The 12,767-nt window shown below is 43.1% G+C and carries 15 protein-coding genes and 1 tRNA gene; 10 read left to right on the top strand and 6 right to left on the bottom strand.

Annotated features, from left to right (window positions below):
* Window positions 1-21: 21 nt before the first annotated feature.
* The 10 genes from ACE1CD_RS04000 (at window position 22) to ACE1CD_RS03955 (ending at window position 7,887) form a co-directional block, all read left to right on the top strand.
* A tRNA-Thr gene (locus ACE1CD_RS04000) sits at window positions 22-93 on the top strand.
* Between the two features lie 40 nt (window positions 94-133).
* Window positions 134-484 carry a hypothetical protein gene (locus tag ACE1CD_RS03995; RefSeq protein WP_374821774.1) on the top strand — a complete coding sequence of 117 codons (351 nt, stop codon included), beginning with the start codon at window positions 134-136 and terminating at the stop codon, window positions 482-484.
* A complete protein-coding gene (locus tag ACE1CD_RS03990; protein WP_374821771.1) occupies window positions 481-915 on the top strand; it encodes a type II toxin-antitoxin system VapC family toxin in 435 nt (144 codons plus the stop codon). The genes ACE1CD_RS03995 and ACE1CD_RS03990 overlap by 4 nt, the downstream gene beginning before the upstream one ends.
* 29 nt (window positions 916-944) lie before the next feature.
* Window positions 945-1,550, top strand: coding sequence for a hypothetical protein (locus tag ACE1CD_RS03985; RefSeq protein WP_374821768.1), 606 nt, complete (start codon window positions 945-947; stop codon window positions 1,548-1,550).
* A gap of 28 nt (window positions 1,551-1,578) precedes the next feature.
* Window positions 1,579-1,833 (top strand): hypothetical protein, encoded by a 255-nt coding sequence (locus ACE1CD_RS03980; RefSeq protein ID WP_374821766.1) that lies wholly within the window; start codon window positions 1,579-1,581, stop codon window positions 1,831-1,833.
* Window positions 1,830-2,237, top strand: coding sequence for a type II toxin-antitoxin system VapC family toxin (locus ACE1CD_RS03975; RefSeq protein ID WP_374821763.1), 408 nt, complete (start codon window positions 1,830-1,832; stop codon window positions 2,235-2,237). The genes ACE1CD_RS03980 and ACE1CD_RS03975 overlap by 4 nt, the downstream gene beginning before the upstream one ends.
* 266 nt (window positions 2,238-2,503) lie before the next feature.
* Complete coding sequence (locus tag ACE1CD_RS03970; protein ID WP_374821760.1) at window positions 2,504-5,437, top strand: tetratricopeptide repeat protein; 2,934 nt, start codon at window positions 2,504-2,506, stop codon at window positions 5,435-5,437.
* A gap of 5 nt (window positions 5,438-5,442) precedes the next feature.
* Complete coding sequence (locus ACE1CD_RS03965; protein WP_374821757.1) at window positions 5,443-5,856, top strand: hypothetical protein; 414 nt, start codon at window positions 5,443-5,445, stop codon at window positions 5,854-5,856.
* Window positions 5,857-5,859: 3 nt separating this feature from the next.
* Complete coding sequence (locus tag ACE1CD_RS03960; protein WP_374821754.1) at window positions 5,860-7,257, top strand: hypothetical protein; 1,398 nt, start codon at window positions 5,860-5,862, stop codon at window positions 7,255-7,257.
* A 33-nt stretch (window positions 7,258-7,290) separates the two neighbouring features.
* Window positions 7,291-7,887 carry a Uma2 family endonuclease gene (locus ACE1CD_RS03955; RefSeq protein WP_374821751.1) on the top strand — a complete coding sequence of 199 codons (597 nt, stop codon included), beginning with the start codon at window positions 7,291-7,293 and terminating at the stop codon, window positions 7,885-7,887.
* A 30-nt stretch (window positions 7,888-7,917) separates the two neighbouring features.
* Here the strand turns inward: ACE1CD_RS03955 and ACE1CD_RS03950 are convergent, their stop codons facing one another.
* The 6 genes from ACE1CD_RS03950 to ACE1CD_RS03925 form a co-directional block, all read right to left on the bottom strand.
* Window positions 7,918-8,790, bottom strand: coding sequence for an oxygenase MpaB family protein (locus ACE1CD_RS03950; protein WP_374821749.1), 873 nt, complete (start codon window positions 8,788-8,790; stop codon window positions 7,918-7,920).
* Between the two features lie 73 nt (window positions 8,791-8,863).
* Window positions 8,864-9,196: a divalent-cation tolerance protein CutA gene (gene cutA / locus ACE1CD_RS03945; protein WP_374821847.1), complete on the bottom strand. Its 333-nt coding sequence runs from the start codon at window positions 9,194-9,196 to the stop codon at window positions 8,864-8,866.
* 60 nt (window positions 9,197-9,256) lie between these two features.
* Window positions 9,257-10,126 carry a pentapeptide repeat-containing protein gene (locus ACE1CD_RS03940; protein ID WP_374821746.1) on the bottom strand — a complete coding sequence of 290 codons (870 nt, stop codon included), beginning with the start codon at window positions 10,124-10,126 and terminating at the stop codon, window positions 9,257-9,259.
* A gap of 237 nt (window positions 10,127-10,363) precedes the next feature.
* Complete coding sequence (locus ACE1CD_RS03935) at window positions 10,364-10,546, bottom strand: hypothetical protein (RefSeq protein WP_374821744.1); 183 nt, start codon at window positions 10,544-10,546, stop codon at window positions 10,364-10,366.
* A 146-nt stretch (window positions 10,547-10,692) separates the two neighbouring features.
* Complete coding sequence (locus tag ACE1CD_RS03930) at window positions 10,693-11,616, bottom strand: transposase (protein ID WP_374821741.1); 924 nt, start codon at window positions 11,614-11,616, stop codon at window positions 10,693-10,695.
* Window positions 11,617-11,631: 15 nt separating this feature from the next.
* The gene (locus ACE1CD_RS03925; protein WP_374790811.1) at window positions 11,632-12,666 is read right to left on the bottom strand and encodes a hypothetical protein; all 1,035 of its coding nucleotides are present in this window, start codon (window positions 12,664-12,666) and stop codon (window positions 11,632-11,634) included.
* Window positions 12,667-12,767: the final 101 nt, after the last annotated feature.

Raw genomic sequence — 12,767 nt, 5'->3', positions numbered from 1 at the left:
TGTGCTACAATATCTAATTGTGCCGATATAGCTCAGTGGTAGAGCACTCGATTCGTAATCGAGCGGTCGTGGGTTCAAATCCCACTATCGGCTTTTAATACTATAGTTTTCCCGCAGCTTTGAGGTGAAAGCAATGGCTCAATTGACGATCGAAGATTTAGACCCAGCGTTGCTTGAGAAACTAGAGGCGCTAGCTAAGGAACATGGACGATCGCTGCAAGCTGAGTTAAAACATATCCTAGAAACGGCTACGCGATCCGAAATTAATTCTTTACCAGATGATTGGGAAGCAATTAGAAAAAAGGCTGATTTAATGCGTCAGCAAATAATCGCTCGTGCAGCTTCTAAAGGTATTAATATCGAGCCAACAGAAAAAAAATCAGAGCCGACTGAGGTAATTAAACAATTTAGATTACTTCGGGGAAAAATATCTGCGGGTGATATGTCTATTAGAGAAATGAGAGAAGAGGGGCGCAGGTTTTGACACGCTTTGTTTTAGATTATTCGGTAGCAATTAGTTGGTGTATGCTAGATGAGAGTAACGCTCAAGCTGAAGCTATTTTGGATTTGTTAGCCGAAGATTCTGAAGCGGTTGTTCCTTGGATTTTTTGGTTAGAAATTGTCAACTGTTTTCTGGTTTCAGAACGTAGGGGACGCTTAACAGAAGCTAACGTTTCGGAAGGATTAGCAATGCTAAGAGCCTTAAGGATTGTAGTAGATGCGAATACTACTCAAGAATCTATCAACACTACTTGGGAATTAGGTCGTCAGTATAATCTAGCTGCTTATGATGCTGCTTATCTGGAGCTAGCTATCAGAGAGGGCTTACTATTAGCTACTATCGATAATAAGCTGGCTGAAGCGGCGCGAGATTGCGATGTATTGCTGACAATTCCGAGGGAAGATGTTACATGAATAAAAAGGCGATCGCATAGGGTTATATTATGAGCGACATTAATGTGGATATCTCACTTAAAAATTTACAATCATCTGACGCAGAAGGGCAACTAATTGCAGTAGAACAAGCTGGAAAAATTGTTAATTTTTTGGCGGTTCAAACGATCGAAGCATTTAGGAAAAGCCAACACCGTTTTTTGATGGCAGAACGACTATATCATTTAGGTTCAGTAGTTGTTCCACCTCTGGAAAAACTTCTGAAAGAATCGGATAATTCAGAAACGAGTATTTTAGCAGCGGTTATACTTCTAAGATTCGGTTCTAAACTAGGAGTTTCTTGCTTGTTAGAGGCTGTTGCTAAAGATGAAGAATACCCTTGCTTGGCTGCAACTTCTCTCGCAGCAGCAGGAATTAAGGAAGCGATCGATCCAATGATTAATCGTCTGAGAAGCTGCGATATTAACAATATTGATTTAGCGATCGGTCTTCTCAATGCACTAGAAGATTTGGGAAGTGAGATACCTTCAGATTTACGCGATCGCTTAACTGCTGAAGATGTTGCTTGGCAGATTCGTACATACGCCAAAAGATTTGTTTCCTATCAAGAAAATAGAGTGGATAACGGTCAGAGTAAAAAAGCGATCGCATTCTAACAATTTACTTCAAAAGGAGAGATATATAATGGAACATAAAATTTTAATTCATTCCCATGTCGGATCGGACGGCATATTGCAAATAGAAGTACCAACAGAATTTAAAGATGCCGATCTAGAAGTGACAGTAACTATTCAACCTGTCACCCCAGCACCAAAGAAAACGCCAGAAGAGTTAGGCTATGCGCCTGGTTTTTTTGAAGAAGTAGTAGGCGGATGGGTAGGAGAACCTTTAGTACGAGAGAATCAAGGTGAGTATGAAACGCGGGAGGAATTAGCTTGACATATCTTTTAGATACTAATACTTGTGTCCACCTTTTGAATAATAGTAAAGTGCAAATAGCTCAGCGGATATCAAGAACGCCAGCATCAGATATTTATTTATCTACGGTTGTTCAGTTAGAGCTTTACTATGGTGCCTATAAAAGTTCACAGCAAGAAGCTAATCTGGCTAAATTGGCTCGTTTATTTAATCAATTTTCGATTTTACCATTTGATGAAAGAGCCGCTAATATCGCGGGAAGAGTTCGCGCTGAACTGGCTGTTTTAGGAACTCCGATTGGCCCTTACGATCTTCAAATTGCGGCGATCGCACTTGCAAATAACTTAATTTTAGTAACTCATAATACGGGAGAGTTTAGCCGAGTTCAAGGATTGAGGATAGAAGATTGGGAGATAACGGGGTGAGGAATACGATCGCATATTTTCTTGTTTCGTCGGGAAGAGTGCGATCACATTTCGATCTTCATTTCAATTTATTAAAAAGCTTTAATTTATCCAAACTTAGCCATTTCTAAATTTCGCTACAATTGCCAATAAAGTGCGGTGCAAGGATACCAGCAATGCTGCGACGGTTTTGGCGGTCGATACAACGGGTTTTTCGGCGCTTATTGGGGATTTCGAGCAGAAACCCTTCCCAAACCTCTCCGCCAACGGGGACTCAGCAAAATTCTTTGTCCCCCGTAGAAGCGAAGGGAGGTAAACCCCAGCGGACGGATATTGAGTATGAAGTGATATTTAGCGAACTGCTGGAAGGGGTGAATCAAGGGTGGAGTCGGGGGAATATTCTTGGCTTTTTAATTGCAAAAAACATTGGCGATGCTGAATTAATTGCTTGGTTACATCGCTTTGCGGAAAATTTGCAGGCGACACCGGAACAGCATCAGGAGTTGGCGCGGCGAATGGTGTTGCTGGGTGAAGTTTACGATAAGGAATTGGGAGAAGTGGCGGGGGAAATTGGTAGGCGGTTACTGGCGCAAGTACCCCAATTAGATGATGTTACTTCCGGTGAAGTGATAGAGGCAGATGTCACAACAGATGATGCACTGTTAGTGTTGCAAGGTTTTCTACAAGAGAGAGATATCGCTGATTTACTGTTACTGTTACCAGGTAATCTGCAATTGGGTAGAGGGGATTTTCAGGGTGCGATCACATCTTATGACAAAGCTTTGGCGATTCAACCTGATTTACACGAAGCCTGGTGTAACCGGGGAATGGCGCTAGTTAAATTAGGACGATTTGAAGAAGCGATCGCATCTTATGACAAAGCTTTGGCGATTCAACCTGACTTTCACCAAGCCTGGTATAACCGGGGAAATGTGTTAGGTAAGTTAGAACGAATTGAAGAAGCGATCGCATCTTATGACAAAGCTTTAGCAATTCAACCTGACAAACACAATGCCTGGATTAATCGGGGAGAGGCGCTATATAACTTAGGACGATTTGAAGAAGCGATCGCATCTTATGACAAAGCTTTGGCGATTCAACCTGACTTTCACCTAGCCTGGTATAACCGGGGAAATGCGCTATATAACTTAGGACGATTTGAAGAAGCGATCGCATTTTTTGACAAAGCTTTGGCGATTCAACCTGACTATCTCCAAGCCTGGAATAACCGGGGATTGGCGCTAGGTAACTTAGGACGATTTGAAGAAGCGATCGCATTTTTTGACAAAGCTTTGGCAATTAAACCTGACTTACACCAAGCCTGGATTAATCGAGGTATTGACGCGGGAAATTCACCTCACTATAATTCTCAAGCTGCTGTCTTTTTACAGATGCAATTTCCCCAATCTCCTGCCGTGATACCGAATCCCACCTTAAATCAGCGTGGCTATGAAGGGAAGTTATTATGTTATCAAGAAGGGTTGAAACATTGCCCCCAAGAAACACACCCTGAAGGCTGGGGAATGTTACATCACAGAATTGGTAATGCTCATTATATCCAAGGAAAAAGCTCTGCCTCTCAATCCTATTGGAAAAAAGCCGTCACCAGTTATCATCAAGCACTCAAAACCTTAACTTCAGATGCTTTTCCCGAACTGCATTTAGAGGTTTTGCAAGATTTAATCATAGCCTTGTTAGGATTAAGGCAAATCCCTGAAGCAGAAGAATTAAAACGACTTGCCACAGATTTATTGCGGCGTTTACTAGCTGAACCTAAAAGCCCTGCTAAGAAAGAACAACTCGCCCTCAAATTTGCCAGCTTCCAACAATTAACGGTTGATATCGCCATCCAATCTGGGCAAATCATCCCAGCATTAGAAACCGCAGAAGCCGGAAAAAATGCCTGCCTCTCTTGGCTACTCTATGCCTATAGCGATGAAATTACATCTCCCAACTATGCCGAAATTGAACAACTTTTGCAGCCCTCAACCGCAATAGTTTACTGGCATCTCAGCCCCGCCGCCTTAACTACATTTATTCTTAAAAATGGAGAAACCCCACACACCCTAGAAACCCGGTTTCTTGGAGAAACCGGGTTTCTGGAACAACGCCTAGAAAAATTTGAAAAATGGGTGAAAGATTGGAATCAACAATACGTTGAATACAAAGATAAGAAATCCGAAACAGAAACAACATCCAACTGGCGCGATAACTTACCCGAAAAGTTACGGCAACTAAAAGAAATTCTCCACATCCCAGAAATTGAATCCACCCTTACCGGAATCACCCATTTAATCTTAATTCCCCACCGCGACTTACACCGCTTTCCCCTTCATGCCCTATTTGCCGATAAATTCACCATTACCTATTTACCGAGTGCCAAAATTGGATTAATCCCACAAGGGAAAAAGACAGAAAAACAAGGCAAACTGTTAAGCGTAGAACATCCCGACAGCGAAGGTTTTGAAGACTTAGCCTACGCCGAAATTCAATCAACCGCAATATCCCAACTGTTTCAAAATCCCCAACGCTTCAGTGATAGCGACGCTACCGCCGAAGCCATCAAAACCGCCCTCGCCTCACCTTACTCAATCTTTCACTTCACCGGACATGGAACCTACAACTTTTTCAATCCGAAAAAATCCTATTTAGCCCTCAGCCGCAAAGATACACTTACGATAGAAGAAATTGTCCGAATCCCCCTCCATCCCTGCCAACTCGTCTGCCTTGTTGCTTGCGAAACCGCCATTACAGGCAACCAAAGCATCACCACCGAATATGTCGGACTCGTCAGCGCATTTCTCAGTCGCGGAGTTACCTACGTCGTCAGTACCCTGTGGACGGTGGAATCAGAAGCGAATGCCTTGATAATGATGAAATTTTACCAGCTGTTGACCTCTCCCCCAGCCCCTCTCCTTGCAGGAGAGGGGAGTAATACTAATACTCCCCCCTTCCCTCGCAGGGAAGGGGGGTCGGGGGGGTTAGGTCTAGCCGAACCCGTCGCCCTGAAAAATGCCCAAAAATGGTTGCGACAGGCAACTTGGGGTGATATCCAAAGCTTTTATGCCCAAACCTTAGCATCCCTCCCCGCCGATGCAGATAATAACCTGCGTTCACTCTTACAAGATGCCCTCAACCGAGCGAATACAATGGAAGCAGACCACCAACCATTTACCCATCCTTACCATTGGGCAGCTTTTACCATTACGGGTCACGCCTAATTTCTATGAAACCTTCTGCTAAACTTACCCTCAAAGCATTCCTGGTTGCTTTATATCAACAAAACTCCCCTTTATCAGAGTCACAAACCACAAAATTGCACCAAATAGCCGCAGCAATTTCCGATAACATTGCTCAACTCGATACCCTAGCCAAAAGCGATTCTATCTTCAATGAATATTACCAAAAAAACCGCCAAGCCTTGCTCAACCCTGCCGCAGTCCAAAAACAAGGTCTAAAACCAAATGTAAACGAAGCCGCAGAAAATCGCGCTAAGGAAATCGAAAATATTTCTCGTGATTTAAACGACGAAGAACTCTTAGAAATTACCCAGAAAGTTTTAACCTCCCCCGATCCCGTAAAAGCAGCACAAGAAATCCAAGAAATCCGCTATTTAGTGCCAGGAACTCCCACACTTTAACCGATGAATCAACCGATTAAATTAATTTATCCCACGCTTGACCTCTTTCTCTACGACCTCCGAGAAGGGTTAGGTCAATCTGAGGAAAAAATCCACCAAAATCGCTGGGATTTTTGGTACAAAATTTATAACGATGATAAACTAAATAGTTCGGGAAAATACCTAGATGAAGCATTCTTTCGACAACTCGCCAAGAGAGAAAAAGCCGAAGCCAGTTTCGTCCAACTCCTAGAAAATCAGCAAGTAGAAAGTTTTGAACTTCCCCTCGATGGTTATTACTATCCCCTCCAGTTAGGCGATACTTACGCCCTGCAAGTAGATTGTTCTGGTGACTACGCCGACGGCAAACAAATCCTCAACGATACGCCTCAAGAAATCGCCATTTTAACCGAACGGAAACAAACAATTTTGCAACATATTGGCGGCGAAAACGTGAGGGGAAAAATCGGTCAAACCTGGCTGATGTGGGGACAAATTGACCAGGATATTCAAGATGAAACCAAGCTTGACATTATCGCCCAAGAATGTTATAAACAACTCTCAAATAACCCAGATTGGAATCGCGATTTCTGGGGCAAAGGCAATTATTTTGGCGCAACCGTTTTTGAATTGTGGCAGTTTCCTTCTAATTGGGAAAACCTGAAACAAGAAAGCGAACATTTGCAAATCTGGCTATTTCCCCATCACCTCTCAATCGATACCATCCGCCAAAAAATGGCAGACATTTATGTAGATTTAATCCGCCTATTCAGCTATCGCCATAAAATTATTTGGTCTTACGCCCAAAGTCATAAACCGAAAAATGCCCTGAAAAACGATTATCTCTTGGTTAAAAATTCTGTCAGCGCGATCGTTCCCTCTAATCAACAAATTCAGCCCGCCCAATCCGATTTAAAACAATTAGAAACTACTCTAAATAATACTTTCAATACACTTGCTCAGTATGCCATAGATTTAGATAAATTAAACGCTCAAAGTCGCACCCTAGATATTAACATCGAAAATTATCAACAACGCCTAAAACGACTAGCAGAAAAAGATAAAAATCCACAAAAAAATTTAAGCTTTTTAATAGAATTTGGTGACTTTGCAAAAGAACGCTATTTGCGACAAGTAGAAGCCGATTATACCAGCCTCAGCACCGGATTAACCTTACTAGAAAATCTAATTCGTACCCTAGAAGGAACCAGCAACATCCGCCAAACCGCAAGCGATCGCACCCTCAACAAAACCGTCGCCGCCGCAGGTATCGGACTCGCCGCCAGTCAAGTTACCGCAGCCGTAAGCCTCGCCCAACCTCCGTTAGCTAAACACCCATTCGGTGTCTTTTTTGGCAGTTTAGGCATAGGTGCTTTGGTTACTCTGATAACCTTCCTCATCCTGCGCTGCTTCCACCGTTAAAATATTTTAAATATAAGCGGTAGGGACACTCAAATGACCCCAACAGCGATCGCAACACCCCCAAAAGAATCGCCCCTTTTATTCGAGGGACTCACCTGGCGAGAATTCAAAGCAGTTGAGCAACTGTTAGACCGTCCAGGCTATCGACTATCTTTCCTAGATGGAGTTTTGGAAATACGAAGAAGGTCAGGCGAAGCCCAAGAAATTATTAAAGAAAGGATTGGCGCATTATTAGAGCAATACCTACTTATAGCAGGATTTGACTTTACTCCCACTGGCTCAATGACCCTGGAAAATGAAACAGCAGGCGTCAAGCGAGAGGCAGATGAATCTTATAAACTTGCTCCCGGTCGAGTGCGTCCCGATTTAGCGATCGAAGTCGTGTTTTCCAGTGGCGGTATCAACAAGTTAGAAGTATACAAACGGCTGAAAATAAAAGAAGTTTGGTTTTGGGAAGATGGAGTATTAGAGGTTTATCACCTGCGGGGAGAGGGGAATGAACTTTACTATGAAAAAATTTCCAGTAGTGAGGAAGTGAAAGGAATCGATCTCGACTTGTTTTTACGTTGTATCAATATGGTGAATCATGTTGATGCAATTAAGACTTTTCAACAAGCACTCCAGAGATAGGGTGGATTTTCCCCCCGTAGTCAGAGAAATTCACACAGAAATCTTTTTCTTCAAATTCTCATCGGGTGGCCCCAATTTTGTCACATCGTAGTCATTAGCAGGATAAGAACGCGAAGGACGATCGACAAATAGACCAGATCTAGTGCGTGGCGGTAAGTAACTCAGCACCCAAGCGCGTGCGTGCAAACAAAATTCTACAAAGCTTTTGACCGCAGTCGGAGGTGCTTCGATCTCAAAAGCTTTTCGCGATCGCTCATCTATAATACAACGAAATACTAACTCAACCAGTTTTTTAGGAACTAGGGGAAACCAACTAGAAATTAGGTTAACAAACAATTCATACAATTCTTTAGTAGCAGGAGAATTATAAATATACTTATCTTCATATTCCTGCTTAAAACGTTCCATTCCTTCTAGAGAATCAGGCAAATTTTCGATTTTCATTCGTTTACCAATCTCCAGGCAGAAGTTTAGCCACGCAAGCCGTTCGTTTTCTGACATTCGTCGCCAGCCAAAGCGATCGTTCCAGTAGATAGGTTCTAATATAAAAGTAGCTATACCATAGATAAAGTCTTGATTATTTATCGGAAAATGACTGTGAATGTAGTTCATCCGTTCAATGCAGGCACGACCTTGTTCGCTATCATAGCCATGCTTGATAATTTCAAACATCAAAATTGAGCTATCATCATAGCGCTTTTGAGTGTGTGCCTTTGTGTAACCGCGTTTTGCTACTAAACCAGCTATCCTGGGGCTGGCAAAAGCCCTCACAAACGCCAGTTCTATGTAACTTCGCTGAAAGTCCCAAGGGAACTCATAACTAACCATAATTTTGACAATTTCTGAACGATCCTTAACTGGATCTAATTGCTCTATTTTGCTGAGATTATCGTAACGCCCCATTTTCTGCTCCTTTGGCTATAAAATTGATGGGGATTTCCTTTTTAGTAGTTTTATCTTCTATGATGTTTGAAACTCAATTTACCTGTTCCGAAATCCACGCCAAATAAGGTGCATATCCAGCAACCAATGGCAAAGCAATAATTTCGGGAACTTCGTAAGAAATCAGTTCTCTAATCTTTGCTTCCAGAGTTTCAAATTTAGCCAAATCTGTCTTAATCAGCAGTTGCCATTCTTCCTCTTTTTGCAACTGCCCTGACCAAATTAAGATCGATTTTATGGGAAATAAGCTGACACAAGCGGCCAGTTTTGATTCTACTAAATTTTGTGCGATCGCTTCAGCTTCTTCTCGTGTACCAGCCGTTACGAGAACCACTCCATAGCCCACTTTTGCAGATTCTTTATCCATCATCTCCAATTGCGTTGGCCAACATCAATTATAAAATAAGCTTTCACTTTTTGCTTAAAATTATACAGCTGTATCTCTTCTAGCCAAGTACATATGCTCTATATTTCCTCCTGGTAAAATCGTGCCTGTCAATTTAGCGCCATCAAAGTTTGCTCCTGTCAGTATTGCATCTTTGAGATCGGCATCGGTTAAATCTGCCTGAGTTAACCTTGTCCATTTTAAATTGGCCTTTTCCAAATAAGCTCTTGTGAGATTCGCTCCCGTCAAATCTGCGCCTATCAAGTTTATCCCCCGGAGCAAAGCTTCCGTTAAATCTGCCGCCATCAGATTAGCTCCTTCTAGGTTAGCCCCGCTGAGTTTAGCTTCGCTAAGATTAACTCCATCTAGCTCAACGCCACTCAAATCTACTCCATTTAAGAATGCACTGTTGAGGTTGACACCGTTTAACAAAGCTCCATACAGCATAGCACCGCTCAATCTCGCACCCTGTAGATTAGCCCAGTTAAGATTTGCACCGCTGAGGTTTGCTCCTCGCAAATTGATATCTTGCAAATTAGCTCCGCAGAGATTAGCACCCCAGAGATTAGCGCCTCGAAAGTTGGCTCCTTTGAGATTAGCACCGCTCAATCTTGCCCCTGGTAGTTTTGATTTGACAAAGACAGCGCCGTTGACTTGTGCTTTCATTAAATCTGCTTCGACTAATTTGGCTTCTCCCAGTTTGGTAAATGTTAAATTAGCCCAATTTAATAAAGCTCCACTCAAGTCTGATTTATTGAGGGAAGCCCTAGTCAGATTAGCGCCTCTCAGATTAGCGCCTGTAAGGTTTATACCTACTAAAGTTACTTCTGCTAAGTCTACTCCGCTGAGATCTATCCCTGCAAAGTTTCTGTTTCCATCTTGGTAAAGTTCTACTATTTCTGTAACTTTCATATTTCCTCTGGCTCTATCTGTTATTTGTATGGAAGGTATGTCGAATCAAGTTTGACTAATCCGATATACACAGCGCTTTTTAAAACGACACAATAGCGATACCAATAAATTAACAAATTTTATTCCAGTAGATTAAAATAAGGGTCTACTGGAAATAAATAGCGATCCCTTAAGGAAAATTTTACTATTTAAACACAGGTCATTTTATCAAATTAGTAGTATATGTTACAAATATTTTCAAAAAGTTGAAAAACGGAACAATAGCCCTGTAGGTACAGCGCTAGTCCAGTCAAAGTATTTGACAAAATCAACTAAATGTGAATCTCTGTACAGACTGTGACTGGGTGAAGCATGGCGATCGATTGTCGCCCAAATCCTCATGGCTTGGGCAGACTGTGCGATCGCCACGACACAATACATATGTTGATTTTTTTGTCAATAGATTTACTAGACTGGCCCTCCAGACCGAATGGAGTCGCTAGCCATAAGGTAGCCCCAATTAAATTATCAAAACTTTAAGCACTGGGAAAAACCGCTGCTCCAGCCAATTCCCAGCCTAAAACAGTCTAAGTTGTGGAGAGAGAATAAACTTGACCGTCTATGAGCAACCGCGTAATTCCTTTTGCTTTCAGATAGGGAGAAGCCTTCTGAAGCATTTTGCCATCAGGAACTTTAATCACCCGCTGGGCGCGATTGGAAAAACGTCTAGCTACCCGGTGATTGTCAAAAACAGGTAAAGTTCGCTGTTGCACTTCTTCCTTGGGAATCTGACCCAAATCGCCAAAATCCTTGAGCGGTCGGGTAATCAATTCCGCCGCACGGTCTACTACTAAGTAACAAGGTTTGGGAAAAGACGCTTCCGATAGGGGCAAAACCTGAACTAAGGCATTGCTTGGTACTCGTCTTTTTGGGAGTAGAATTTCCTCATCCAGGTCATCTTCATCAGAGTCTTCTAGGTCTTCTAGATCTTCGAGGTCTTCTTCATCTTCATCCAAATCTGCCAAATCTTCTTCATTATCTAGGAGATCTTCTCCTAGCATTTCTTTGATAGTGCTGGCTTCTGTGCTATAAGCTTCATCCAAGAGATCGTCTTCAGGAGTAGAGACCCTTGCCGCAGGAACATCTAGGAGTGGAAGTATCTCTTCTGCTTCTTCTGCTTCTTCTGCATCAGTTAGAGAAGAAAATCCTGCTGAAGAGCGCTTACGCAGTCTTCTGGCGGTAGATAGGGATAGTTCTGCTTGGGACTGTTCGCTAAGATCGGTGTCGATCGACTCTTCTGCTTCAGCAATACTTGTGTGCGGACGCATCGAGCGTTTTTGCTGGATTAACGTCTCGTAGTCATCCGGTGACAAAGTACTTTTGAGTAAGCGACTGATGGTAGAGTGACTGACATCATAACGGCGAGCCAGTGTTGAGGTTGTTTCTTCTGGATTTCGGTATAGCTTAAGTATTTCAGCTTTGTCTGCTTGTGTTAATTTTTTAGCGGTCATAACGCTTGACTTCCCCTAAGTACGCCTACGCCCAGCACCCCGGCGGGAACGACTTGATGTATCGTATTCCAGGGCAGCTCCAATCGCAAACAGCACGCCGCTGAACACCCAGAAAACTTCTGGCAGAGAACCGCTTTCGTAATTTGGTTGTTTTTCAGCCCACTTAAACCACATATCGGCTATGTACAGAGACAAGGCTGCTGCTGCAATCATCCGCCACGACTGGGAAAAACGACCCCCCCAAAAGGCTAGTAATAACATTGTGGCAAGAATTAAAAGGGCAACATCACAAACCACATAAAACAAACTCACCCAAGGAACAAGAGGCTGTAATTGTTTGTCCATCTGCTCGATCCAAGAAGGTGAAGATTCTGATGTCGGTGCAGCTGGTTTGGAATGGCCGGCAGGATTTGCTGGTGTCGGTTTTGGTTTCTGCTGTGCCGCAGGTGGTTTTGAGACCGGTTTGGCAGTGGGCGATGCAGTTGTTGAGCCTTGTGCAACTATTGATGGTGGAGGTGCTGCCTGGGCTGCGGAAATGCTGGGGGCAGATATCCAGTAAGCCATGACAATGCCTATGGCTGCGATCGCTGCGACGATTCCCCACTGCCACTTTTCCAAATTCAGTCGCCTAGAGGTGACTGCCAGTATCATTCCCCAACCGAGAGAAATATAAGTGGCAATAAAGAAAAGATCTCCTAGAGATATATCGGGTTCTAGACCCAAAGCCAGCTCCCAATAGCCAAACAGTAAGTTTCCCAGGAAATAGAACAGCATCCCCAGACCAAATCCCAGCCATACCTGACGTCCGCTGACAATCTGAGGACTGCGCCAATTTCTAAAACATAATATGGCTGCTGACAGGTATGCGACTTCTTCAAAAACGTATGTACCGATTAAGTACCAAAACGGACGCTCCTCTCCTGATGGTGTAATGCTAAATAGCAAGAAAAACAAAAGCGCTAGGACTGCCCAAGCAATTCCGGCTAGGACGATCGTCCTTACTGGCAAAAGGGATTTAGGACTGGATGATTTATCCGAAGAGTTGCTCATAGGGATTCATAGAGGAAATAGCTGGCAATGGAAAGCACAGACGTCAATCAGTTTTTGACCGCTGTTGAGATCGGATATTTTATCCCAGGTGTGCTCTTCTC

This window comes from Aerosakkonema sp. BLCC-F183 (assembly GCF_041929145.1).
Classification (GTDB): Bacteria; Cyanobacteriota; Cyanobacteriia; order Cyanobacteriales; family Aerosakkonemataceae; genus Aerosakkonema.
This window is presented reverse-complemented; position numbering and strand designations above follow the sequence as displayed.

Bases quoted from the DNA above. Each gene is read 5' to 3' on its own strand.
- ACE1CD_RS03940 (WP_374821746.1), bottom strand. From the start codon at position 10,126: ATGAAAGTTACAGAAATAGTAGAACTTTACCAAGATGGAAACAGAAAC.
- ACE1CD_RS03985 (WP_374821768.1), top strand. From the start codon at position 945: ATGAGCGACATTAATGTGGATATCTCACTTAAAAATTTACAATCATCT.
- ACE1CD_RS03980 (WP_374821766.1), top strand. From the start codon at position 1,579: ATGGAACATAAAATTTTAATTCATTCCCATGTCGGATCGGACGGCATA.
- ACE1CD_RS03960 (WP_374821754.1), top strand. From the start codon at position 5,860: ATGAATCAACCGATTAAATTAATTTATCCCACGCTTGACCTCTTTCTC.
- cutA (WP_374821847.1), bottom strand. From the start codon at position 9,196: ATGGATAAAGAATCTGCAAAAGTGGGCTATGGAGTGGTTCTCGTAACG.
- ACE1CD_RS03955 (WP_374821751.1), top strand. From the start codon at position 7,291: ATGACCCCAACAGCGATCGCAACACCCCCAAAAGAATCGCCCCTTTTA.
- ACE1CD_RS03930 (WP_374821741.1), bottom strand. From the start codon at position 11,616: ATGACCGCTAAAAAATTAACACAAGCAGACAAAGCTGAAATACTTAAG.
- ACE1CD_RS03965 (WP_374821757.1), top strand. From the start codon at position 5,443: ATGAAACCTTCTGCTAAACTTACCCTCAAAGCATTCCTGGTTGCTTTA.
- ACE1CD_RS03995 (WP_374821774.1), top strand. From the start codon at position 134: ATGGCTCAATTGACGATCGAAGATTTAGACCCAGCGTTGCTTGAGAAA.
- ACE1CD_RS03935 (WP_374821744.1), bottom strand. From the start codon at position 10,546: ATGTATTGTGTCGTGGCGATCGCACAGTCTGCCCAAGCCATGAGGATT.
- ACE1CD_RS03950 (WP_374821749.1), bottom strand. From the start codon at position 8,790: ATGGGGCGTTACGATAATCTCAGCAAAATAGAGCAATTAGATCCAGTT.
- ACE1CD_RS03925 (WP_374790811.1), bottom strand. From the start codon at position 12,666: ATGAGCAACTCTTCGGATAAATCATCCAGTCCTAAATCCCTTTTGCCA.